This is a genomic window from Agrobacterium sp. CG674, from assembly GCF_053521645.1.
The window spans coordinates 171,408-195,160 of sequence record NZ_JBNWDZ010000001.1 but is presented as its reverse complement, the minus strand read 5'-3'; the positions used below and the strand labels follow the sequence as shown (position 1 = coordinate 195,160).

Annotated in this window: 23 protein-coding genes; 11 read left to right on the top strand and 12 right to left on the bottom strand. The window is 57.0% G+C overall.

Annotation, left to right across the window (positions count from 1 at the left end):
* Positions 1–17: 17 nt before the first annotated feature.
* Positions 18–1,106 carry a ubiquinol oxidase subunit II gene (gene cyoA, locus ACQZ51_RS00955; protein ID WP_448775698.1) on the bottom strand — a complete coding sequence of 363 codons (1,089 nt, stop codon included), beginning with the start codon at positions 1,104–1,106 and terminating at the stop codon, positions 18–20.
* A gap of 315 nt (positions 1,107–1,421) precedes the next feature.
* On the opposite strand from cyoA, the gene ACQZ51_RS00950 reads away from it, so the two are divergent.
* Complete coding sequence (locus tag ACQZ51_RS00950) at positions 1,422–2,744, top strand: MFS transporter (protein ID WP_448774577.1); 1,323 nt, start codon at positions 1,422–1,424, stop codon at positions 2,742–2,744.
* Positions 2,745–2,825: 81 nt separating this feature from the next.
* On the opposite strand, the gene ACQZ51_RS00945 is transcribed toward ACQZ51_RS00950, so the two are convergent.
* Entirely contained in the window at positions 2,826–3,434 is a 609-nt protein-coding gene (locus tag ACQZ51_RS00945; protein ID WP_448774575.1) for a TadE/TadG family type IV pilus assembly protein, read from the bottom strand.
* Entirely contained in the window at positions 3,418–4,002 is a 585-nt protein-coding gene (locus ACQZ51_RS00940; protein ID WP_448774574.1) for a TadE/TadG family type IV pilus assembly protein, read from the bottom strand. The genes ACQZ51_RS00945 and ACQZ51_RS00940 overlap by 17 nt, the downstream gene beginning before the upstream one ends.
* A 282-nt stretch (positions 4,003–4,284) precedes the next feature.
* Between ACQZ51_RS00940 and ACQZ51_RS00935 the strand changes: the two genes are divergently transcribed.
* Both ACQZ51_RS00935 and ACQZ51_RS00930 read left to right on the top strand, forming a co-directional pair.
* Positions 4,285–5,046, top strand: coding sequence for a FadR/GntR family transcriptional regulator (locus ACQZ51_RS00935; protein WP_448774573.1), 762 nt, complete (start codon positions 4,285–4,287; stop codon positions 5,044–5,046).
* Between the two features lie 84 nt (positions 5,047–5,130).
* A complete protein-coding gene (locus tag ACQZ51_RS00930; protein WP_448774571.1) occupies positions 5,131–5,997 on the top strand; it encodes an amidohydrolase family protein in 867 nt (288 codons plus the stop codon).
* A gap of 60 nt (positions 5,998–6,057) precedes the next feature.
* Here ACQZ51_RS00930 and fabI read toward each other — a convergent pair whose 3' ends face one another.
* From fabI to fabA, 3 genes are all read right to left on the bottom strand, one after another.
* On the bottom strand, positions 6,058–6,864 hold the full coding sequence (fabI, locus tag ACQZ51_RS00925; RefSeq protein ID WP_042616268.1) for an enoyl-ACP reductase FabI: 807 nt from the start codon (positions 6,862–6,864) through the stop codon (positions 6,058–6,060).
* A gap of 6 nt (positions 6,865–6,870) precedes the next feature.
* A complete protein-coding gene (fabB, locus tag ACQZ51_RS00920; RefSeq protein ID WP_448774569.1) occupies positions 6,871–8,094 on the bottom strand; it encodes a beta-ketoacyl-ACP synthase I in 1,224 nt (407 codons plus the stop codon).
* An 82-nt stretch (positions 8,095–8,176) separates the two neighbouring features.
* The gene (fabA, locus tag ACQZ51_RS00915) at positions 8,177–8,692 is read right to left on the bottom strand and encodes a 3-hydroxyacyl-[acyl-carrier-protein] dehydratase FabA (protein ID WP_448774568.1); all 516 of its coding nucleotides are present in this window, start codon (positions 8,690–8,692) and stop codon (positions 8,177–8,179) included.
* 299 nt (positions 8,693–8,991) lie between these two features.
* Here fabA and irrA point away from each other — a divergent pair, with 299 nt between their 5' ends.
* Positions 8,992–9,408 (top strand): iron response transcriptional regulator IrrA, encoded by a 417-nt coding sequence (gene irrA, locus ACQZ51_RS00910; RefSeq protein WP_448774567.1) that lies wholly within the window; start codon positions 8,992–8,994, stop codon positions 9,406–9,408.
* Positions 9,409–9,462: 54 nt separating this feature from the next.
* On the opposite strand, the gene ACQZ51_RS00905 is transcribed toward irrA, so the two are convergent.
* Positions 9,463–10,482: a Fe(3+) ABC transporter substrate-binding protein gene (locus ACQZ51_RS00905; RefSeq protein ID WP_448774565.1), complete on the bottom strand. Its 1,020-nt coding sequence runs from the start codon at positions 10,480–10,482 to the stop codon at positions 9,463–9,465.
* A 205-nt stretch (positions 10,483–10,687) separates the two neighbouring features.
* Between ACQZ51_RS00905 and rirA the strand changes: the two genes are divergently transcribed.
* The 7 genes from rirA to ACQZ51_RS00870 all read left to right on the top strand — a co-directional run bounded on the left by rirA (position 10,688) and on the right by ACQZ51_RS00870 (position 16,891).
* Positions 10,688–11,185 carry an iron-responsive transcriptional regulator RirA gene (gene rirA, locus ACQZ51_RS00900; RefSeq protein WP_448774563.1) on the top strand — a complete coding sequence of 166 codons (498 nt, stop codon included), beginning with the start codon at positions 10,688–10,690 and terminating at the stop codon, positions 11,183–11,185.
* 138 nt (positions 11,186–11,323) lie between these two features.
* Positions 11,324–12,355, top strand: a complete 1,032-nt coding sequence (locus ACQZ51_RS00895; RefSeq protein ID WP_448774560.1) for an AbrB family transcriptional regulator — start codon at positions 11,324–11,326, stop codon at positions 12,353–12,355.
* Positions 12,356–12,506: 151 nt separating this feature from the next.
* Positions 12,507–13,424, top strand: coding sequence for a glycine betaine ABC transporter substrate-binding protein OsmF (gene osmF, locus ACQZ51_RS00890; RefSeq protein ID WP_448774558.1), 918 nt, complete (start codon positions 12,507–12,509; stop codon positions 13,422–13,424).
* Positions 13,425–13,433: 9 nt separating this feature from the next.
* Entirely contained in the window at positions 13,434–14,615 is a 1,182-nt protein-coding gene (locus ACQZ51_RS00885; protein WP_448774556.1) for an ABC transporter permease, read from the top strand.
* The gene (locus ACQZ51_RS00880) at positions 14,612–15,550 is read left to right on the top strand and encodes an ABC transporter ATP-binding protein (protein ID WP_448774554.1); all 939 of its coding nucleotides are present in this window, start codon (positions 14,612–14,614) and stop codon (positions 15,548–15,550) included. Before ACQZ51_RS00885 ends, ACQZ51_RS00880 begins: the two co-directional genes overlap by 4 nt.
* Positions 15,547–16,287 carry an ABC transporter permease gene (locus ACQZ51_RS00875; protein WP_448774552.1) on the top strand — a complete coding sequence of 247 codons (741 nt, stop codon included), beginning with the start codon at positions 15,547–15,549 and terminating at the stop codon, positions 16,285–16,287. The genes ACQZ51_RS00880 and ACQZ51_RS00875 overlap by 4 nt, the downstream gene beginning before the upstream one ends.
* 100 nt (positions 16,288–16,387) lie before the next feature.
* Positions 16,388–16,891, top strand: a complete 504-nt coding sequence (locus ACQZ51_RS00870) for a gluconokinase (protein WP_448774550.1) — start codon at positions 16,388–16,390, stop codon at positions 16,889–16,891.
* 2 nt (positions 16,892–16,893) lie between these two features.
* Here the strand turns inward: ACQZ51_RS00870 and ACQZ51_RS00865 are convergent, their stop codons facing one another.
* The 5 genes from ACQZ51_RS00865 to ACQZ51_RS00845 form a co-directional block, all read right to left on the bottom strand.
* Positions 16,894–18,195, bottom strand: a complete 1,302-nt coding sequence (locus ACQZ51_RS00865; protein WP_448774548.1) for an NAD(P)/FAD-dependent oxidoreductase — start codon at positions 18,193–18,195, stop codon at positions 16,894–16,896.
* 1 nt (position 18,196) lies between these two features.
* Positions 18,197–19,558: a glutamine synthetase family protein gene (locus tag ACQZ51_RS00860; RefSeq protein ID WP_448775696.1), complete on the bottom strand. Its 1,362-nt coding sequence runs from the start codon at positions 19,556–19,558 to the stop codon at positions 18,197–18,199.
* Between the two features lie 175 nt (positions 19,559–19,733).
* On the bottom strand, positions 19,734–21,383 hold the full coding sequence (locus ACQZ51_RS00855) for an ABC transporter ATP-binding protein (protein WP_448774547.1): 1,650 nt from the start codon (positions 21,381–21,383) through the stop codon (positions 19,734–19,736).
* Positions 21,380–22,525, bottom strand: coding sequence for an ABC transporter permease (locus ACQZ51_RS00850; RefSeq protein ID WP_448774545.1), 1,146 nt, complete (start codon positions 22,523–22,525; stop codon positions 21,380–21,382). Before ACQZ51_RS00850 ends, ACQZ51_RS00855 begins: the two co-directional genes overlap by 4 nt.
* Positions 22,522–23,613: a microcin C ABC transporter permease YejB gene (locus ACQZ51_RS00845; RefSeq protein ID WP_042616254.1), complete on the bottom strand. Its 1,092-nt coding sequence runs from the start codon at positions 23,611–23,613 to the stop codon at positions 22,522–22,524. The genes ACQZ51_RS00850 and ACQZ51_RS00845 overlap by 4 nt, the downstream gene beginning before the upstream one ends.
* Between the last annotated feature and the right edge of the window lie 140 nt (positions 23,614–23,753).

Below are 23,753 nucleotides of genomic sequence, written 5' to 3'. Positions count from 1 at the left end.
CGCAGGCAACTCTCGTATCAACCAGCACTCTTGCTGGCATTGGGTGCAGTGGCCTTCGAGGCAGGCAAAGCTGCTGGCTCGAATGTCTGGCCCTGGATAGCCGCAGGCGTCGACTGTGGACCCATCGCCACGCCATAGGGCGAAAGCGGTGTGCAAACCACGGAGTTCAGCGCCTTGGCAATATCAATGCCTTCCTTGCCGCCACCGCCATTGGCGTCGATATGCATCATGTCACGCATGCAAAGCTTGTTGGGCTCGACGCAGCGGTTGAGGATCGCGTCGTAAAGCTGCGGGTCAACACTGGCGAAATACTGCACGGGCTCGCGCTCGCTTGGCTTGGCGAATTCGAGATACTCCATGCGGCCGAAGCCCTTGCCGCCATCTTTCGCCTTGGCAACCCACTGGTCAAAGCCTTCCTGGCTCAGGCCATGGAACTTGAAGCGCATGTGCGAGAAGCCGGGACCGGAGAAATTAGCCGAGAAGCCATCGTAAACGCCGGGCTTGTTGATAACAGCGTGAAGCTTCGTCTGCATGCCGCCCATGGCGTAAATCTGACCAGCAAGGGCTGGAACGAAGAACGAGTTCATGGCCGTGGTGCCAGTAATCTTGAAGTTGATTGGAACATCAACGGGCGCTGCGAATTCGTTGACGCTGCCAATGCCAAGCTCGGGGTAGAAGAACAGCCACTTCCAGTCCATTGCCACGACTTCAACCGTCAGAGGCTTCATATCCGCCGTCACTTCGCGGTTCTCATCCAGACGCTCGATCGGACGATAGGGATCAAGACGGTGGGTCGCGATCCATGTCACGGTGCCAAGCATCAGGATGATGGCGACCGGAGCCGACCAGATCACCATTTCAAGGCGCGTGGAGTGATGCCATTCCGGATCGTAATCTTCCGCCTTGGCGGATGCACGGTACTTCCACGCAAAAAACAGCGTGAGTGCGAGAACCGGAACGATGATGAGCAGCATCAACACCGTCGAGGTGATGATGAGGTCGCGCTGCTGAACAGCGATATCACCCGCAGGGTTCATCACAACGAGGTTGCAGCCGCTGAGCAGAAGCAAAGACGAAATGGCCACGAGGGCAGATGGAATTTTCATGAGCGTGCGCACGTTCTGATACTCGTACTGTTTCTTGTATTGTCGGGTATAATTGGCAAACGTCATAAATGACATGAGGTAGTTTGTCGCGGTGCAGCATGGATTATTTTTTGCAGCAATCGCGGCACATGCAATTCACGTCGAAATGCTGGTATTGCCGTATTATCGCACATGTTTTGGCCCGGGCAAGCCCTCCCCCGCATTCTCCAATTGACGGCATCACACCCCTGTGTGACAATCCGCCGCATAGAACGCAACGCAAGAGGAGGCGCTGCGTTTGAACTAAGGCTTACGCCTACGCAGGAGGGAATTTTCATGAGTTATACTGATACGGCCTTTCACGAACACAGAGGACCGAATGGCAAGTCTTCAGCGCCAATCGCTGTCGATCCTGACCGCATTACCATCGCGGTCATTCTGGCCAGAATGACAGAGTTTTTCGACTTCTTCGTCTATGCCATTGCCTCCGCGCTGGTGTTCCCTCATGTCTTCTTCTCCTTCGTCGATCCCCTCACAGCCACGCTCTATTCCTTCGCCGTGTTCTCGCTGGCCTTCATCGCGCGGCCGATCGGTTCGCTCATCTTCCTGCAGGTCGACCGCAAATTCGGGCGCGCCGTCAAACTGGCCGCTGCGCTGTTTACCCTCTGTGGTTCGACGATGGCGATCAGCTTTCTGCCGTCCTATGCCGAAGCCGGCATGATCGCCCCAATTCTCTTGGCCGTCTTCCGCATCGGTCAGGGCATTGGCCTGGGTGGTGCTTGGGATGGACTGGTTTCCCTGCTGGCTATGAATGCACCGGAAAAACAGCGCGGCTGGTATGCCATGATGCCGCAGCTTGGCGCGGCCATGGGCTTTGGTCTTGCAAGCGCGTTTTTCATTATCTTCACAACGCAGCTTTCCAACCCGGAATTTCTGGCCTGGGGCTGGCGCTTCCCGTTCTTCGTGGCACTGGCACTCAATGTTCTGGCGCTGTTTGCCCGCCTGCGCATGATCGTAACACCCGAATTCCAGACTATGCTGCAACAGCATGAGCTGGAGCCCAAGCCCATGTTCCAGATGCTGCGTAAACAATCGCGCGTGGTTCTGACAGGTGCGTTCGTTCCGCTTGCCAGCTTTGCGCTGTTTCACCTCGTCACCGTTTTCCCGCTCAGCTGGGTGTCGCTCAACACGGATCAGAAGGTCTCCGACTTCCTGTTCGTGCAATTCGTCAGCGCCATCATTGCCGGGGGCATGATCGTCGTTTCCGGCGTGGTCTCTGACAAGATCGGCCGTCGCAAGCTGCTCGGCATCGCAGCTGCCATGATCGCGGTGTTCAGCTTCGTCGCACCTGTGCTTCTGTCATCGGGCGATATTGGCCGCTATCTCTTCGTGCTCATCGGCTTCTCGCTGCTTGGCCTGTCCTTCGGCCAATCCGGCGGGGCGCTGGCATCACGCTTCAGCCGTGAATACCGCTATACAGGGGCCTCCCTGACCTCGGATATCTCATGGTTGATTGGCGCTGGCTTTGCGCCGCTGGTGGCGCTCGGCTTCTCCTCGAAGTTTGGCCTGTTTGCCGTTGGCATCTACCTGCTGTCAGGCGCACTCTGCACGCTGGTCGCGCTTTACTTCAGCCGAACGCTGGATATGCCTGCCGAGTAAGTCATCTCACCACAAAGACAAAGCCGCTGGTTGAAAGACACCAGCGGCTTTTTTGATGGACCAAATCGTTATGTTTGAGCCTTAGCAGTCCGAGCAGGTGATGGCGTCGGCCTCACGCTTTGCGAAATAATAGTCACGACCGATGGTAATCGATGTCAGGTTCGATGACAGGGATGACATGAACATCAAAAGCGTATGGGGCTTCGTCAGCTCGGAATGAACCAAAAATGCGCCGGGTTGCTTGAGATTATCGGGAATATTGACAATCGAGTTGACAGCGTAAGGTCGCTTGTCACCCTCATCCCAAGACCACTTGATCTTCGCCACCTTGTTTGCATCCACCTCGATGCCGCTGATTTTTAGTTTCAGCCCTGTTGTGGAGTAGGGCGCGAAAATCGCAGCAGTCACATCCCGCATGGAGCCGAGATAAGCCTTGTTCACGGTCTGGGGCTGGGAGGCCAGGTCTGCGACAGCGCCAGCCGCACGGGTTGCGCGCTTATAGACACTGAAGCCGATCGTCAGTTCGAAAGCCGTGATGTAGAGCGCCAGCAGAAGCGGAAATATGATGGCGAATTCGACAGCCCCCACACCTTGCTTGTCGCGTTTCAGACGCTTCAACGTCTCTACAAGCGCTCGCCAGGTCGTGTGTGATCGTCTTTTCATGTTGTCGCGCTCACTGGTACGGCTCATTCTGGTAGGCATCCGTCGCGACGATCAGGAAATGAGACGGCATCGAACCATCCTTCGGACGGATTCTGGTGAGGAAGGGTCGCACCAGATCCGCCGTCACCTGCCAGCGGTAATAGACGCGCAGCATGTTGATGGACTTGGGTCCACCGGGTGAAAATCCGAAAGCCGAAACATCGAGATCGAAATACTCACCATTCGGCGTCAACGGTATCGTCTTTGGAATATCGGCGAAGGCGTTGAAGCGGCGCAGGTCGACATAGAGTTGCTGCGGTGTCCTGATCTCATCGGCAGAGCAGGTAATCAGGATAGAGACTTCCGCACAAAACTGCGTTCTGAACTCTTCCTTGGTAATTGTGCTGGTAATTTGCCCCGTGCGCAACTTGCGCGCCATCGTATCCGTCGCGTTGATCACAAGCTGTTCGCCAACCAGCGCGAGAAAGGTCTCGATGATGGCGAAAACGACCATGAAATAGGGAATTGCGAGAATGGCAAATTCAATGGCAGCGGAGCCATCCCGGGAGCGCAAAAACTTTTTGCCAAGTTTTGCCTTTGATACCAATGATCGCATTTAGCTTTTTCTATCTTCATGACGGGAACGCATGTCTGCCGCAAAGCTTTATGCGATGGAACTGTATCGTGGCTTCGTTTAAATTGTCTTTCCCGAAAGCTTCGCATTTCCCTTATTGGGATGATTTCAGGGCTTGGCACCCGCGTCAGGAGATCATATCAATGGACAGCGGAAATAATATAAATATTGCCAATTTCCGGCAATTACGGAATATTTGCACACATAGATCTTTAGCGGAGGCTGCGCTTCTCAAGCGATACCTCTGATGACACGGAGTAAATTTTGGCCAGCTTGAACGAAAACGCCGATAGCAATGCGACAGCACAGGCACCGCTCGGGCGCGCCGGCGGCTCACTCGTCAGCCAGACCGCAGATGCTCTGCGTCATGCCATTCTTTCGGGCGAGTACAAGCCTGGCGACAAGCTGCCGAGCGAAGCGGGACTGACGGAGCTTTACAAGGTCAGCAGAACCGTTGTGCGCGAGGCTGTGGCGGCATTGCGTGCCGATAAGCTGGTGGAGGCCCGTCACGGCGCGGGTATCTTCGTGCTGACGCTTCCCACACAGCAGCCGCAACCGTTTCAGGATGTAGATCACGACCGCATCTCATCGATCATCGAGCTTCTCGAATTGCGGGCAGCCGTGGAGACCGAAGCGGCGGAGCTTGCCGCTGTACGCCGCTCGCCAGCGCAGGAGGAAGCCATCATGCGCTGTCTCTCCGCGGTTCAGGCCTGTATAGACAAGGGCGACCCTACCGCCGAAGCGGATTTCAAACTGCATCTCGCCATTGCTGACGCCACCAACAATCCGCGCTTTCGCGAGTTTCTGGAAGTGATGGGGCAAAACATCATTCCGCGTGCGGCTCTGCGGTCCTCGCAATCGGAAAAGACAGCCGCGTCCTACCTGCAGCAACTGCAGAAAGAGCACGATGTCATCGTGCAAGCCATTTCTGACGGAGACGCAACGGCTGCCCGCGAGGCGATGCGGCTGCATCTGAAGGGCAGCCAGCAACGCTACCGCGCCATGCTGCGGCAGGTCGATCGCTAGAAATTCCAACCGCCGGTCTTAGGCCGTGCGTGAGCACTCCTGCTACCGTTGCGGGATCAAGTGAGCGATGCCGAGGAGGATTTCATGACGATCACAAGAACATTCGACGGCCAGAAGCCCCGAACCGCCATGCCGAAAGGGGCAATCGATACGCAGATGCACATGTATCTGCCCAAGTTTCCACAACAGGCCGGTGGACCCGCCATCCCAGAGGGCACGCCGGGACCGGATGAATATCGCCGCATGATGACATGGATCGGCATCGAGCGGGTGGTGATTACCCAAGGCAATGCGCATCAACGCGACAATGGAAATCTGATCGCATGCCTGCGGGACATGGGCAGCGTGGCGCGTGGCGTGGCTGTCGTTACCCGTGACACACCGATCGAAGAGCTGGAGGAACTGGTCAGCGTCGGTGTCGTCGGTGCGCGCATTATGGATTTGCCCGGTGGTGCCGTTGATCTCGCCCATCTGGAAGAGGTCGACAGCATCGCCCAGGAACTCGGCTGGTGCGTGGCCATTCAGTTCGATGGCTCCAACATTCTGGACCACGAGCCCCGTCTGGCCGCCGTCAAGAGCCGCTGGATCTTCGATCACCACGGCAAGTTTTTTGCAGGCGTGACGCCTGAAAGCGAGCAGGTCGCGGCTCTGAAGCGGTTGATTGACAGGGGCAATTGCTGGTTCAAATTCGCGGGCTGCTACGAATCCAGCCGTGTCGGCGGACCTGACTTCGAAGATATTGCCACTGTCGCCCGCCATATCGCCGATTATGCGCCGAATCGCATCATCTGGGGCACCAACTGGCCTCACAACAATGCCAAGACCACGGAAGAATACCCTGATGACGCGGACCTGCTGGACACGGTTCTATCATGGCTGCCTTCCGATGAAGCGCGCCGGAAGGCGCTGGTGACCAACCCTGAACAACTCTTCGGCTTCAATGCACTCTAAGCCAAAAAACCAAAAAGCCCGGCATGACCGGGCTTTATCAGTTCTCTAGCGATTTTCAGTCTATTCGCTATCGGCGTTATAGAGAACGTCGAGTGTCGGGATCGAGGTGATGTTGAAACCGCCATCGACATAATGACATTCGCCGGTCACGCCGCGCGACAGGCTGGACAGAAGATAAAGTGCCGAGCCGCCAATATCATCGATATCGGGCGTGCGGCGCAAAGGCGCGTTCTTCTGGTTCCAGGAGAAGATGGCGCGTGCATCGGAGATGCCGGCACCGGCCAATGTGCGCACGGGGCCAGCAGAGATGGCGTTGACGCGAATGCCCTTTGGACCGTAATCCGCAGCCAGATAGCGCACAGACGCTTCCAGAGCAGCCTTAGCCACGCCCATGACATTGTAGTTAGGGATGACGCGCTGCGACCCATTATAGGTCAGCGTCAGCATGGAACCACCATCGCTCATTAAGGCTGCCGCGCGCTTTGCGATTTCCGTGAATGAGAAGCAGGAAATCACCATTGTGCGGCTGAAGTTTTCCCGCGTGGTGTCTGCATAGAGACCCTTCAGTTCATTCTTATCGGAAAAGCCGATGGCATGAACCACGAAGTCGAGAGAGCCCCAACGCTCACGCACCGCTTCAAACAGCGCATCAACCGAGGCGATATCCTCAACGTCGCAGGGAACGATGAAGTCTGAGCCGACTTCGGCCGCCAGCGGCTTGACGCGCTTGCCCAAGGCTTCACCCTGATAGGTGAAAGCCAGTTCTGCCCCTTGAGCAGCCAACGCCTTGGAGATGCCCCAGGCGATGGAATGGTTGTTTGCAACGCCCATAATGAGGCCGCGCTTACCCTGCATGATGCCGTTCATGGGCAATTATCCGTTGTAACGCTGGAAGACGAGCGTAGCGTTTGTGCCGCCGAATCCAAAGGAGTTGGAAAGAACCGTGTCGATCTTGGCATTGTCGATGCGCTTGCGAACGACCGGCACGCCTTCGAATTCCGGATCCAGCGTTTCGATATGGGCGCTTTCGCCGATGAAACGCTCCTGCATCATCAACAGGCCGTAGATGGATTCCTGAACGCCAGCGGCACCCAGCGAGTGGCCGGTCAGCGATTTGGTGGACTGGACATGCGGGATTTTCGAGCCGAAGACTTCGCGGATCGCGCCGACTTCCTTGCTGTCGCCGACAGGCGTGGATGTGCCGTGGGTGTTGATGTAATCGACTTCTCCCTGCACATTGGCAAGTGCCTGACGCATGCAGCGGATCGCGCCTTCGCCCGATGGTGCGACCATGTCGTAACCGTCAGATGTTGCGCCGTAACCGACGATTTCCGCATAGATCTTGGCACCGCGCGCCTTGGCGTGCTCAAGCTCTTCCAGAACGAGAACACCAGCGCCGCCAGCAATGACGAAGCCGTCACGATTGGCGTCATAGGCGCGCGAGGCAAGCGATGGCGTGTCGTTATATTTGGATGACATGGCGCCCATGGCGTCGAAAAGGTTCGACATGGACCAGTCGAGGTCTTCATGGCCACCGGCAAACATCACATCCTGCTTGCCCCACTGGATCATCTCAGCAGCGTTGCCGATGCAATGCGCTGATGTCGAGCAGGCTGACGAGATGGAATAGTTGACGCCGTGGATCTTGAACCAGGTGGCAAGCGTTGCAGATGCCGTAGACGACATTGCCTTTGGAACCGCAAAGGGTCCAATGCGCTTGGGGCTGTTGTTCTTCAGCGTAATGTCGGCAGCTTCAACGATGGTGCGGGTGGATGGACCGCCCGAACCCATGATTATGCCGGTGCGCTCATTGCCGCTGATGACGCTTTCTTCCAGACCGGAATCGGCAATCGCCTGCTTCATGGCCACATGGTTCCAAGCACCGCCCTGAGACAGGAAGCGCATGGCGCGACGGTCAACCAGTTCGGTCGGGTCCAGCGACGGCTTGCCCCAGACCTGGCACTTGAAGCCATGCTCGGCAAAATCCGGCGAAAACGTAATGCCCGACTTCGCATCTCTCAAGGACGCCGTAACTTCTGCAGCGTCATTGCCAAAGGATGAAACGATACCGAGGCCGGTGACTACAACTCTTCTCATGAAGTTGACCTTTTCTGTGTTTGCCGCGCGATGTGTGCCGCATCAGGCCGACTTGGCCGACCTGACGCTGAACGATCAAAGATCAGGCGGTCTTTTCTTTGGACAGGCCGACACGCAGGTCCGACGCTTGGTAGATGGTTTCGCCATCGGCCTTCAACCAGCCATCGGCAGTGCCGAGAACCAGGCGACCGCGCATGACGCGCTTGAAATCGATGCCATATTGCAAGAGCTTTGTTTCCGGGCGAACCATGCCCTTGAACTTCACTTCGCCGGTGGAAAGCGCCATGCCACGGCCTTCTTCACCCAGCCAGCCGAGGAAAAAGCCGGTCAGCTGCCACATGCCATCAAGGCCAAGGCAGCCGGGCATGATGGGGTTGCCCTGGAAGTGGCATGGGAAATACCAGTCATCTGCCGAAACATCGTATTCGGCGCGAATGAAGCCCTTGTCGTGCTCTCCGCCGGTTTCAGAAATTTCCGTGATGCGATGAACCATGAGCATGGGAGGCAGGGGAAGCTGCGCATTGCCGGGGCCGAACAGTTCGCCACGTCCGCAAGACAGAAGTTCCTCGTAATTGTAGCTCGATTGCCTCGTTGCCATGTTGTATCCGTTTCCCCGTTTTCACGTGTTGAAAGACTTCTGTAGAACAAGTTAGGCGCAAAATGAAGCTCCACAAGGGCAACTTGCACCCGTGACTGCTCATGTTTTGTGCCGAAGTCTGCCTTAACATGGCGCCCGCATACAGGAAGCGTAAGGCCCGAACCAGAGGAAATTTACAAAATACCCTTGTTTGCCGCCAATTGCCGCGCCTGTGACAGCGGAAACTATTGAAAGCATTGCGCGTAAAAGTTATATGCTACTTGGATTGGAATAATTTATCGCATTTGAGGCCGGATTGCATGGCATTTGACGCAACATTAGATATCGGAACCAGGTTGCGCCGTTTTGGCCTTCGCCCCACGCGTCAGCGTGTTGCGCTGGGCGATCTTCTGTTCGCAAAGGGCGACCGGCATCTCACCGTCGAGGAATTGCACGACGAAGCCGTCAATGCTGGCGTGCCGATCTCGCTGGCCACCGTCTACAACACGCTGCACCAGTTCACCGAAGCTGGCCTGATCCGCGTGCTGGCCATGGAAGGTGCAAAGACCTATTTCGATACAAACGTCTCCGATCACCATCACTTCTATGTCGAAGGTGAAAATGAGGTTCTCGATATTCCGGTCAACAATCTGGAAATCGGCAACCTGCCGGAGCCACCCGAGGGCATGGAGATTGCCCATGTGGACGTGGTCATCCGCCTTCGTCGCAAGCGCTGATGACGTCTGCTACCATGCCACCTGCGTGGCATGGATGATCCCAACATCGCATTTTCAGTTCGACGGGCCGTCGTTGAAGCCAACCTCATCGACAAGCTCGGATGCTTTTTTGCGCTGAGCTGCAATGTCAGTCAGAGAAAGTGTGTCCGGCTTGATCGGGCCGAAATTCTTCACGACATCCGATGGCTGGGCGCCGGGAAGCACAGGATATTCGAAAACCTGCCGCGCATAGATTTCCTGCGCCTCACCGGATGCCAGGAATTCCATAAGCTTCAACGCATTGTCCCGGTTGGGGGCGTATTTGGTCATGGCGACGCCAGAGATATTGACATGCGTGCCGCGATCCTGCGCATTGGGGAAGATCACCCTCACCGCATTGCCCCAGACTTTTTCTTCGGGTTCCTGCTCATTGGTCAGCATCAGACCCACATAATAGGTGTTGCCCAGCGCAATATCGCACTCGCCCGAATAGATTGATTTTGCCTGGCTGCGGTCCGTGCCATCAGGCTTGCGGGCCAGATTGTTTTTGAGGCCCGTCAGCCATGTGCGGGTATAATCCACGCCGTGATGGGCAATCATCGATGCAAAAAGCGCGATGTTATAGGAATGCTGGCCATCGCGTATGCAGATCTTGCCCTTCCATTTGGGATCGGCAAGCTCCTCATAGGTGATGTCTTTCTGGCTCACACGCTCCTTGGAAGCGTAAACGACGCGGCCACGGGTGGTCAGCCCAAACCACTCCCCTTCAGGATCACGCAGATTGGCCGGGATATCTTTCTCGATGATGGGATCATTGAGAACTGGTTGGGTAACCTTGCCCTCTTTTGCCTCGACGAGGCGGGCAATATCAACCGTTAACAGAATATCGGCGGGTGAATTGACGCCCTCGGCCTGAATGCGCTCCACCAGGCCCTTGTCCAGAAACAGCACATTGGCTTCGATCCCGGTTTCCTTGGTGAAGGCATCGAGAAGCGGCTGGATAAGCTCGGGCTGGCGGTAGGAGTAGACATTAACCTCCCCACCCGCAAAAGCTGTGGACATTCCGCCACCAACAACCGAAATCATCGATGTCATTGCACAAATCAGGAATTTCGATCTTGCCACGACCAGCGCCTCCGATAAATTAGATAGTTGAGTTGTTTGTTCATGAATCGGACGAACGGTCAACGGAACAATTCTCAGTTCGAAATGGCTGATGTAGAATTTTTTAATTCTGGAATTGTTCTAAAGTGAAAAAGCAACTATATGACTCCACATTCGAAGGTGTCAGGAGATCAGCATGCGTTTGACCAAACAAACAAATTACGCCGTCCGCATGTTGATGTATTGCGCTGCCAATGAGGGCAACCTCAGCCGCATACCCGAGATTGCCAACGCCTATGGCGTTTCAGAACTCTTCCTGTTCAAAATCCTTCAGCCCTTGAACAAGGCAGGCCTCGTGGAAACCGTGCGCGGCCGCAATGGCGGAGTCAGACTTGGCAAGCCAGCGGACACGATCAGCCTGTTCGATGTCGTCAAGGTCACCGAAGACAGCTTCGCGATGGCGGAATGTTTTGAAGATGGCGCCGTTGAGTGCCCGTTGGTAGACAGCTGCGGATTGAACTCGGCGCTTCGCAAGGCGCTCAACGCGTTTTTCGAAGTGCTGACACAATATTCCATCGATGATCTGGTTAAGGCACGCCCACAGATCAGCTTCCTGCTCGGCCTTGAAGAAACGATGGCCAAGCGTCGCCCGGTTGGCGGCCAGGCCGCAGCCCCTGCCATACCGGCAGTATGAAGCCCACTCTTTGACGCATCCAGCCCGCAAACACTGTTTGCGGGTTTCTTTTTGCGCGGATGACGGTTGACGATTACGCCGAAAAGGGCGCAACTGCCAAGCGAAAACAGCGTTCCAGCATTGCTTGCATAATTTGAAATGATCATCAGTCCAGACCTCAAAAGCTTCTTTCTTACCGCCATCATTGGCGGTCTTGGCGCGCTGGTCGCGTTCATGCTGGGCCTTCCGGCGCCCTTTTTGTGCGGCCCTGCCCTTGCTGTCACCGCCGCTGGACTTGCCGGTTTAAGGCTTTCCGTACCGAAATCCCTGCGCAATGCCACATTCGTCGTGGTCGGCATTTCCATGGGAACAAGCGTCACACCTGATGTGATCGACGCTGCAAAAACATGGCCTCTCAGCTTTCTGGCCGTGCTGGTGACCGTGGTTATCCTGCTCTATGTCGCTTACTGGATCCTGCACCATGGCTTCGGATATGACCGAAACACGGCCATGCTGGCGGCCTCGCCCGGTCACCTCAGCTATATCATCAGCCTAACGGCGGAAACGAAAAGCGATCTGGCCAGCGTCAGCGTCATTCAAAGTGTCCGCGTTCTGGCGTTGACCTTGGCTGTGCCGCTGCTGGTCGAGTATCTAGATCTCGTCAGCATCGAGCCGATTGTTCTCATCTCACCCATGCCACCCCTTGTTCTAGGCCTTACCATTCTCGGCTCGCTGGCGGTTGGTTGGATCTTCATGCGCTGGCGGTTCCCCGCCGCCTTGCTTCTGGGTGGCGTTGCGGTGTCGATCTTCATTCATATTACCGGCCTGACCAGTGGCGGTGTACCGAGTTGGCTGAGCCAGCCCACTTACATCGTTCTAGGAAGCCTGATCGGCACGCGTTTTTCACGCGCTTCCGTTCGGGATATGCGCAAGGCTTTTCTGGCAGGCGGCGTTGTCACCGTGGCCGTGGTTCTGCTTGCCTCAATCGTCGCTGTCCTCATTTCCCGCCTGATCGGCGTCCCGCTCAACGCGGTCATGATCGCCTTTGCGCCAGGAGGGCTGGAAACGATGGCCGCCATGGCCGTGATGATGCATGCCGATGCCGCCTATGTCGGCTCGCACCATGTTCTGCGCCTGCTGTTTTTGTCCGTGCTCATGCCATGGGTCCTGCGAAAGAAACCTGCCGCCTAAGTTTCAGCATGGCAGCCTGAAAAGTTTGAATTCACTGAAATTCCATGCAACTATTGTGAGCGCCGTTCGTTTCTCAAACCGGACCGGGGAAGTGCGCTTGCATATCGACATGAGGATGAATTTCCCTCCTGAGCTCTCGTTGAAATGGAGAATGTGGATGAAGCGTTTGATGAAACTCACCGGCGCGGGCCTTGTACTCGCCCTTTATGCTTCCCTCGCACAGGCTCAGGTCGTCGTTGGATCTAAGATCGATACCGAGGGCTCCGTCCTCGGCAATATCATCATGACAGTTCTCAGCAAGAACAACATCCAGACCACAGACCGTATCCAGCTCGGCGCAACGCCTGTTGTCCGCAAGGCGATCACGGCTGGCGAGATCGACATTTATCCAGAATATACCGGTAATGCCGCCTTCTTTTTTGAGAAGGCCGAAGACCCGCTTTGGAAAGATGCTGCCAAGGCCTATAAAGAAGCCAAGACGCTGGACTTCAATGCCAACAAGATCGTCTGGCTGACGCCATCTCCTGCCAACAACACCTGGGGCATTGCCATCCGCAAGGATGTGGCAGAAAAGAACAATCTGAAGACGCTGAGCGAATTCGGCAAATACATTGCTGATGGTGGCCAGGTTGTGCTGGCGGCATCGTCGGAATTCGTCAACTCTGCGGCAGCACTTCCGGCCTTCCAGAAAACCTATGGCTTCACCCTAAAGGCCGATCAGCTCATCACTCTGGCCGGTGGCGATACGTCGGCTACCATTTCAGCCGCCGCCAACCAGACAAACAATGCCAATGCCGCTATGGTTTACGGAACAGATGGTGGCATCGCTCCATCGGGGCTCGTTGTGCTGGAAGATGACAAAAACGTCCAGCCTGTCTACCAGCCGGCGCCCATCGTGCGCGAAGAGGTGCTGAAGAAGCATCCTGAAATCGAAACTCTGCTGAAGCCAGTTTTCGAAAAGCTGGATCTTGTAACACTTCAGGATCTTAACGGTCGTGTGCAGGTGGGTGGCGAGCAGGCAAAGGCCGTGGCGCTGGACTTCTTGACGAAAAACGGCCTGGTGAAATAAGGCGCCGTGTTGCAGCGCGCCGCACACTGGCCGATTCCTAAACCGGACAAGGTCGGAGCGCTCATCGGGGCGCTCTTGGCCTATGCGCTTGCCGCTTTGCCGTTTGCAACGCTGCGCGCCAATCGGATCGTTCAGGGTGAGGTGCGCAGCATTCTGGAGGCAATGCCGCTGGCATGGTCTTACCTGCTGATTGCGGTGATGAGCATCGCAATCGCAATAGCGGTTTTTCGAACTGACGCGCGTTTCAGACTTGGCGTCGCCATGGCAAGCCTTGCCGTTCTTGGCGTCACAATGGGGGTTGCAGCCACTCATCTAACCCCCGCCGGCAACAGCTATGCGCGGGTATCGCCTGCCAGCGGTTTCTGGCTTCTGGCCGCCGGTTTGATCCTGATGGCAACAGATGCCATCACCCGCCTTCGCCCTCGACCCGCAACGAAGGTCATTTTGCTCGTTCTGGCACTGGGCGTCTTAGCGGCCACACTCTTTTCTGGACATTGGAACGCGCTTTCCATTCTCAAGGAATATCAAAGCCGTCAGGATATTTTCTGGACTGAAGCAGGTCGACACGTGCAGCTTGCCATCGGCTCTCTCCTTGCCGCGACACTTGCGGGCATTCCGCTGGGCATCCTCTGCTACAAGGTAGCACGCTTGAGGGCCGGCGTTTTGAACAGCCTCAACATCATTCAGACCATTCCCTCCATCGCACTGTTTGGCCTGTTGATTGCGCCGCTTGGCTGGATTGCGGCCAATATTCCCGGTGCATCGGCACTTGGCATTCGCGGCATCGGCATGGCACCGGCCTTCGTCGCGCTGTTTTTGTATTCGTTGCTGCCGGTCGTTTCCAACACGGTGGTTGGGCTGGACGGTGTTTCGAATTCTGTGCGCGAGGCGGCTCGCGGCCTTGGGATGACGGCAGCGCAGAGGCTTATCAAAATTGATTTCCCCTTGGCTCTGCCCATTATTCTCACTGGCATTCGCATCGTTCTGGTCCAAAATATCGGGCTTGCGACCATCGCCGCGCTGATCGGCGGCGGCGGCTTTGGCGTGTTCGTCTTTCAAGGTATCGGCCAGACGGCCATGGATCTCGTTCTCCTTGGCACCATTCCCACTGTGATCCTGGGCTTCAGTGCCGCAATCCTGCTGGATGCCATCATCGAGCACAACAGCTTCAACGGGAGATCCCGCGCATGATCGAGGTCGTCAATCTCACAAAAGAATATGACGGAACGGTCGTGGTTGACGATGTGTCGCTGACCATCGCAGCACGCAGCATAACCGTGATTGTCGGCACCTCGGGATCTGGCAAGACGACATTGTTGCGCATGATCAACCGGCTGGTAGAACCCTCGTCAGGCATCATCCGCATCGACGGGCAGGATGTTCTCGACATGCCCGGCTACAAGCTTCGCCGCAGCATCGGCTACGCCATTCAGGGTCACGGACTTTTTCCCCATAGAACCGTAGCGCAAAACATCGCCACCGTGCCGGAATTGCTTGGCTGGGACAAAGCGCGGATCGATGCCAAGGTGGGCGAGCTTCTCGATCTCTTCCAGCTCGATCCCGCCCTCTATGCCAACCGTTTCCCATCGGAACTGTCAGGTGGGCAGCAGCAGCGAGTGGGCGTTGCCCGGGCGCTCGCCGCTGAGCCGAACATTCTTCTTATGGATGAACCCTTCGGCGCGCTCGATCCCATCATCCGTGCAAAGGCGCAGGACGATCTGCTGGCAATCCAGAAGAAGCTCGGTGTCACCATCGTTCTTGTAACGCACGATATGGATGAGGCCTTTCATCTGGCAGACCGTATTGCCGTGATGGACAAGGGAAAGATCGTGCAATACGGGCGGCCTGCGGAGCTGGTTCTGAAGCCGGCAACCGATTTCGTACGCACGATGATCGGAGAGCGCGAAAGGCCCCTGCGCTTGCTATCCGTCGCGACGGTCGGTGACATTGTCGAGCCAGGGCAATCGGAGGGCGAGGCCCTGCCCTCGTCAACCAGCCAGCGCGATGCGCTGTCTGCCATGCTTTGGGCCGGGCGGGACACCCTGCCGGTCACCGATGAAACGGGTACCGTTACAGGCCGCATCCGCCGCGAGACCCTCTTGCAAAACGCCGCTGGCTCCGCATGAAGATTGGAATTGGACCATTCCTGCTGGCAACGCTGATTGTCATTCTAGCCACATTTCTTGTGTGGCCGGAAGCGTTCGAGCCGGTTTTCCGGCCCCTCGTCCAGACCAACGCACCGGCCATTTACACGCAGGCCAATCTTTTGTCCTTGACCCTCTCCCATCTCCAAACCGTAGCAATCGCGACTTCGGGTGCCATCGTGATTGCCGGAACGCTTGCTATTCTGGTGACGCGTCCGTTCGGTCGTGCGTTTCTGCCCCTTTCGCGCAGCATCGTGAATATCGGCCAGACGTTTCCGCCCGTGGCCGTGCTGGCGCTGGCCGTGCCGATGATCGGCTTTGGCGAAAAGCCGACATTGATTGCGCTTTTTCTCTACGCCCTGCTGCCGATTTTCGAGAACACGGTGACTGGCCTCACCACCCTGCCCCCTACCATTATGGAGGCAGCACGGGGCACTGGGATGACAGGTTTTCAGCGCCTCTGGCGCGTGGAATTCCCGCTGGCACTGCCCGCCATTCTGTCTGGCATCCGGCTGTCTGCCGTCATCAGCCTCTCTACCGCAACCATCGGCTCAACGGTGGCCGCGAAAACGCTGGGTGAGGTCATCATTGCCGGGCTGCAATCCAACAATCTGGCGTTCATCCTGCAAGGTGGCCTTGTTGTCGCGGCACTCGCTGTGCTGATCCATACCGCGCTCTCCATGCTGGAAGCGAAAGCAGCGCGACGGGCAGGCTATTGAGACGGGATGCTCTCAAGGCGTCGCTGCAGAAAAAGTTTTGGCATCGCAGCAAGGATGTTGTAGGCGATAGCCACATGATTTTGGAAATGCGGAGGACTTCATGAAACAGGCAATCATCGTCATGGGCGTCAGCGGCTGTGGCAAGTCGACCGTTGGCGAGGCGCTGGCGGAAAAGCTCGGCATTCCCTTCATGGAGGGTGACAAGCTTCACCCCGCCTCCAATGTCGAGAAAATGGCTGCCGGAACGCCGTTGAACGATGATGACCGTTGGCCGTGGCTTGATCTTGTTGGTGCCGAACTGCGCAAGGGCTATGAGGCCGACGGTATCGTTATCTCTTGCTCGGCGCTGAAGAAGATCTACCGGGAACGTCTGCGCGACGCCTGCGGCGGTCCCCTCGCCTTCGTCTACCTTGATGGCAGCGAGGCACTTTTGACCGAGCGAATGGGCGCCCGCACTGGCCATTTCATGCCGCTGTCCCTGTTGCAAACCCAGCTCGCAACGCTGGAAGTGCCAACCGGCGAACCCGGTGTCGTCACCGTCAGCATCGACGCGTCTCCGGAAGAAATCACCGAAAACGCCTGGAAGGGCTTGGCAGCAATTTAACGCTACACACCCAGCCTGTCACGCAAGCCGTACCACCATGCGCCGAGCATGGTGAGCGGCACGCGGAAGGTCTTGCCGCCCGGGAACGGGTAGTTCGGCAAGGAAGACCAGACATCGAAGCGTTCCGCATGTCCGGCCACCGCTTCACCCAATATCTTGCCCAGCAATTGCGTTGTGGTCACGCCATGACCGCTATCGCCGTGGGAGAAATAGACGTTGGGTGACAGACGTCCGATATGGGGAATACGGGTCAGCGTCAGCGCGAAATTGCCGCTCCATGCGAACTCAATCTTCGTGTTCTGCAATTGCGGGAAGGTCTTCAGCATATTGGGGCGGATGACGCTGGTCAGGTCATCGGGATCGGTCCCGCCATAACCGATACCACCCCCATAAAGCAGACGGTTGTCAGAGGTGCGGCGATAATAGTCGAGGATGTAATTGGCGTCCTCGACGCAATAATTGGCAGGCAGAAGCTCCTCGATCAAGCCAGCATCCAATTGCTCAGTTGCCATGACCTGGCTTGACACCGGCATCATGCGCTCGCCGATTTCCGGCAGCAGACCGCCGAGATAGGCGTTGCCGCAGACCAGAACATATTTGGCCGCGACCTTGCCCTGCGCGGTTCGCACAACCGGGTTTGCACCTTGTTCGACCGCGATGACGCGGGAATTTTCAAAGATGCGCCCGCCCAGCCGCTCGATGGCTTCAGCTTCGCCCAGAACATAGTTCAGCGGGTGGATATGGCCGCCGAAACGGTCAATCATGCCGCCCGCATAGCGATCCGACTTCACATATTTGCCGACCTCGGCCTTGGACACCATTTCAAGACCGGTATGGCCGTGCTTTTCCCAATTGGCCTTGTTGGCCGCCATTTCGGTGATCTGCTTGGGCGTAAAGGCAGCGAAGAAGCCACCATCGACAAGGTCGCAATCGATCCCGTATTTCGCCACCCGCTCGCGGATGATGTTTCCGCCCTCAAGCGACATTGCGCCCAGCTGTGCGGCTTTCTGCGCGCCATAACGTCTGGCAACTGTGTGGAGATCGCGGCTGTAACCATTGACGATCTGCCCGCCATTGCGCCCGGAAGCACCAAAGCCCACCCGCTCGCCTTCCAGAACGATGACGGAGAAACCCTTTTCCGCCAGTTCCAGCGCTGCAGACAGGCCGGTGAACCCTGCGCCAATGATGCAGATATCTGCATCCTGATCGCCCTGCAAAGCGGTGCGCACGGTCTTGCTGTTGGCAGACGCGGCGTACCAGGAGGGGGCGTGGCCGGAATTGGGAGTGGTCGTTACAGCTGCCATGTTAAACCGTCCTGATATATGCGTCATATTCGACGTCGGTCACGCGGAGCGAAAATTCCGACAATTCCTGCTGCTTGCAGGCCGAATAGAGCGTTCGATATTTCTGCCCAAAGGTTGCATAGGCAAAGCTGGAACGAGTGAACCGCTGAAGCGCGTAATCCCAGTTTGTCGGCAGCGGCTCATGATTGACGGCGTGGCTATCGCCAGAGATCGCACCGCCCGGCTGCCGCTTTTCCTTCATGCCGGCAAGTGCCGCACTGAGGATCATGGCAAGCACCAGATAGGGATTGGTATCTGCCCCCGCCACCCGGTGCTCGATGCGGGTTGCGTGCTTGTTGGCCACAATCACGCGCACCGCAGCAGACCTGTTGTCGATACCCCAGGAAGCGTAGGTCGGCGCATGTTCGCTCGGGCGCAGACGGCGGTAGGAATTGGCATGGGGCGCAAACACCGCCATGCTCTCCCCCATATTTTCCAAGAGACCGCCAACGGAATGCATCAACGCTTCGGAAGGGCCGTTTTCGCCCGCATAGATGTTGTTACCATCGGCATCCAGCATGGAGAAATGCACATGCATGCCATTGCCTGCCTGCATGCCGTAAGGCTTGGCCATGAAGGTTGCGTCAAGGTCATGCTTGCGCGCCACGCCCTTGACGATGCGCTTCAAAAAGACCGCATAATCTGCGGCCTGAAGAGCATCGGGGACATGGTTGAGGTTGATTTCGTACTGGCCCGGCCCGTTTTCCCGAAGCGTCGTGTCGGCACCAACATTCTGGGCACGGCACGCGGTCGAGATATCGTGGAACACGCCTTCGAAATCCTGCAATTCCGAGATGGAGAGAACCTGCGTCTGGCCCGTGTGCCAGCGTCCTTCGCGGCTGCGCGGCGGGCGGACCGGGTCCAGCGCGGAACGAACAGGATCGATCAGGTAGAATTCCAGCTCAGTCGCAACGACAGGCGTCAGGCCGCGCCGGGTAAAACCGGCCAGCACCTGCGCCAGCACATTGCGCGGATCTCCATAAAAGCCGTTGCCGTCAGGGTCTTTCATGGCCAGCAGAACCTGCGCCGTGGGACGTCCAAGCCACGTTACGCGAGACAGGGTTTCCGGCACAGCAACGCAAAGGCCATCGGGATCGCCGGTGCCTTCGGCAAGACCTGCGGCATTGACATCGCGGCCCCATATATCCAGCGCATAGACCGAGCGCGGGACCGCCATGCCTTTTTCCAGCACATCAATGGCACGCTCGCGCGGTATCCATTTGCCGCGCGGCACGCCATTGACGTCAATGACAAAGGCTTCCAGAATTTCAATATCGGGATTTTCTTCGAAAAATTTCTTCGCGTATTCAATATCGACCATTATTCACCAGCATGTTGTTTCAGCTTCGGTTCGCGGCAGAGTCGCTAACGGAAAGCATCCACAAGCTGATAAATAAGATATCGCGCCGTCATGATGACATTACGCCTCATTGTTTCCCACGTTGATACCACATCGTACGTGGGCTGAGCGCAGAAGGCCAGCCTGTTCTTGAAATTCCCTATTCGCTGACCGCAGCCGTCTTCACCGCCTCGATATTGAAGGCCGCTGCCATCAGCGCACGGGTGTAGTCTTGGGCTGGAGCTTCAAAGATGGTCTTGGCCGGACCGCTCTCCACCACCTTGCCGTGACGCATCACAATCATGTCGTTGGCAAGCGCCTTCACAACCTTCAGATCATGGCTGATGAAGAGATAGGCCAGATCGTGTTTCGCTTGCAGGTCACGCAACAGGTCCACGACCTGCGCCTGCACGCTCATGTCGAGCGCCGATGTCGGCTCATCCAGCATCACGAAGCGGGGTTTCAGCACCATGGCGCGCGCGATGGCAATACGCTGTCTTTGTCCGCCGGAAAATTCATGCGGGAAGCGCCAGCGTGTAGCGGTATCCAGGCCCACCTCGTCCAAAGCCTGCGCCACACGCCTGTCCCGCTCATCCGCAGACAGGGATTTCTCATGCACGCGCAAGCCTTCGGCAATGATCTCGCCCACAGACATGCGCGGGCTGAGCGAGCCGTACGGGTCTTGAAACACCACCTGAAGCCGGTTTCTGAGCGGCTTCATCATGCCGTAGGAATAGCCTTCGATGGACTGACCGAGGAACGAAATGCGGCCCTTGGATGCGATCAGCCGCGATAGCGCCAGACCAAGCGTGGTCTTGCCCGAACCGGATTCGCCAACCACGCCCACCGTCTGCCCTGCCCGCAGGGTAATATCGATGCCATCCACCGCCTTGACGTGATCCACAACCTTGCGCATCAAACCGGCCTTGATTGGGAACCAGACCTTGATGTCGTCTCCCTGCATGACGACAGGCTTGCTGCTATCGGAATGCGGCGGCTCGCCCTTTGGCTCGGCCGCCAGAAGATGGCGCGTGTAGGCGTGCTGCGGATCGTTGAAAACCTGCGCAACCGTGCCCGTTTCCACGATCTGACCCTTGGTCATCACGCAGACACGGTCTGCGAATTTTCGCACAATACCGAGATCATGGGTGATGAACAGCATGGACATGCCATGCTGGTTTTTCAGATTGCCTAGAAGTTCGAGAATCTGGGCCTGCACAGTGACGTCGAGTGCGGTCGTTGGCTCATCGGCAATCAGCAGCTTCGGGCGGTTGGCGAGTGCCATGGCAATCATCACGCGCTGGCGCTGGCCACCTGACAGCTCGTGCGGATAGGCCTTCAAGCGCTTTTCCGGCTCACGTATACCGACCTGCAACAGCAATTCCAAGATGAGTTTACGCGCCTCAGCCCCCGATAGGGCCTGATGAAGCTCGAGTATCTCACCGATCTGCCGCTCGATGCTGTGCAGCGGATTGAGCGAGGTCATCGGCTCCTGAAAGATCATGGTGATATCGTTGCCGCGCACAGAGCGCAGGTCACGCATCGAGGCGCTCAGCAAATCCTTGCCTTCAAATAGGATCTGGCCGGATGGATGGCTTGCGGCAGGGTAAGGCAGCAGCTTCAGGATCGAGTTCGCGGTCACCGATTTGCCGGAACCTGACTCGCCTACCAGCGCCACCACTTCACCGGGCATGATATCGAACGACACGTGATCAACAGCCACGGTTTCCTTGCCGCCCTGATGGAAGGCGACAGAAAGGTCACGGACGGAAAGAAGCGGCGTTGTCATCTGGTCCGTCATGGCACTCATCGGAAGGTCTTTCGCGGATCGAAGGCATCACGCACGGCTTCGCCGACGAAGATCAGCAGGGACAGCATGATCGACATGGTGAAGAAGGCCGTGAGGCCCAGCCATGGGGCCTGAAGGTTGTTCTTGCCCTGCGCAATCAGTTCGCCCAGCGATGGAGAGCCGGGCGGCATGCCAAAGCCAAGGAAATCGAGCGAGGTCAGGGTGGTGATCGATCCCGACAGGATAAACGGCAGGAAGGTCAGCGTTGCCACCATGGCATTGGGCAGAAGGTGGCGGTACATGATGGTGCCATTGCCAACCCCCAATGCGCGTGCGGCGTTGACATATTCGAAGTTTCGGGCGCGTAGAAACTCGGCGCGCACGATGCCGACGAAGCCGACCCATGAGAACAACAGCATGATGCCGAGCAGCACGAAGAAGCCGGGTGGCAGAATGGCTGCGATGATCAGCAGAATGTAAAGCACCGGCATGGATGACCATATCTCGATGAAACGCTGCATCAAAAGGTCGGTCCAGCCGCCGAAATATCCCTGCACGGCTCCGGCGGTCACGCCGACAATGGCAGAGGCGATGGTGAGCGCCAGGCCGAACAGAACGGAGATACGAAAGCCATAGATAACGCGGGCGGCCACATCACGCGCCTGATTGTCCGTGCCCAGCCAGTTGAGATTGCCAAGTGTGCAGGCGGGATCGGCGGCGCCTTGCGGATAGGCCGAGCAACGCTGCTGCTCGTCCATCAGCCAGAATGGCCGCGTCGGGGCAGAATGCGGAATGTTGGAGTTGACCGTCTGGTAGGAATAGCGGATCGGCGGCCAGATCATCCAGCCATTGGCATTGATCTCATCCTGAATGAAGGATGATTTGTAATCGGTCTGGGCCAGAAAGCCGCCGAATTTTTCTTCCGGATAATCCACCATGACAGGCACCAGAATCTCGCCCTTGTAGGAGGCGATGATCGGCTTGTCATTGGCCAGAAACTCGGCAAACAGGCTGAGGCCAAAAATCAGCAGGAACAGCCAGAACGACCAGTAACCGCGGCGGTTTGCCTTGAAATTCTGCCAGCGCCGAACGCTTGTCGGGGAGAAGAACGGACGTTTCTGTGGCGGTGCATCGGCTGGGGCGGGAGCAGCAATGGTCATCACACATCCCTCCGGTCAAAGTCGATGCGCGGGTCGATCCAGGTGTAGATCATGTCGGATATCAGGCTGACCACCAGACCCATGAGCGAGAAGATGAACAGCGTTCCGAACACGATCGGATAATCCCGGTTGACGATGGACAGATAGCCCAACCGTCCGAGACCATCGAGCGAGAAGATGTTTTCGATCAAAAGCGAGCCGGTGAAGAAGGCCGAGATGAAGGCTCCGGGGAAACCGGCGATGACGATCAGCATCGCATTGCGGAACACATGGCCATACAGCACCTTGTTTTCCGACAGACCCTTGGCGCGCGCCGTCACCACATATTGCTTCTTGATTTCATCGATGAAGGAATTCTTGGTCAAAAGTGTCGTCGTGGCAAAGGCCGAGAGAACGAGCGCCGTCAGCGGCAGTGCCAAGTGCCAGAAGTAGTCGATGATCTTCTGCCACCATGACAGCTCGGCGAAATTGTCAGAGGTCAGCCCGCGCAAGGGGAACCAGTCGAAGAACGAGCCGCCCGCAAACACCACGATCAGGAGAATGCCGAACAGGAAGCTCGGCACCGCATAACCGACGATCACGATGCCCGATGTCCAGACATCGAATGTCGAGCCATCGGAAACGGCCTTCTTTATGCCTAGTGGTATGGAGATCGCGTAGGAGATGATCAGGATCCAGAAGCCGAGCGAGATGGAGACCGGCAGCTTGTCGATGATGAGATCGATGACGGAGGAGTTGCGGAAGAAGCTGTCGCCAAAGTCAAAGCGAATGTAATTCCACATCATATCGAGAAAGCGGGTGAGCGGCGGCTTGTCGAAACCAAACTGCTTTTCGAGCTTGGCGATCAGCTCCGGGTCAAGCCCCTGCGCGCCGCGATATTTCGATCCGCTCTCATCCAGACCGCCCTGCCCCATGAGGTCGCCGCCGCCCGACAAGCGGTCGGAGGCGCTATCGCCAGAGCCCGAAAGCTGAGCAACGACCTGCTCCACCGGACCACCCGGCGCAAACTGGATGACGAGAAAGGAAATGCCCATGATGCCGATGATGGTCGGTATCATCAGGGCAAGACGCCGCAGAATATAGGCTCCCATCAGGCGCTCCGCCCAATGGCACGAGGTCTTGATGTCATCGGCTTCGTCAAACCGTTTCCTTTCGGGCCTGCGGTCTCTACCGCAGGCAGCGTGATTCGTAATGGCTCATGTGAATCAAGGCTTGGCTTATAAAGCAAGGC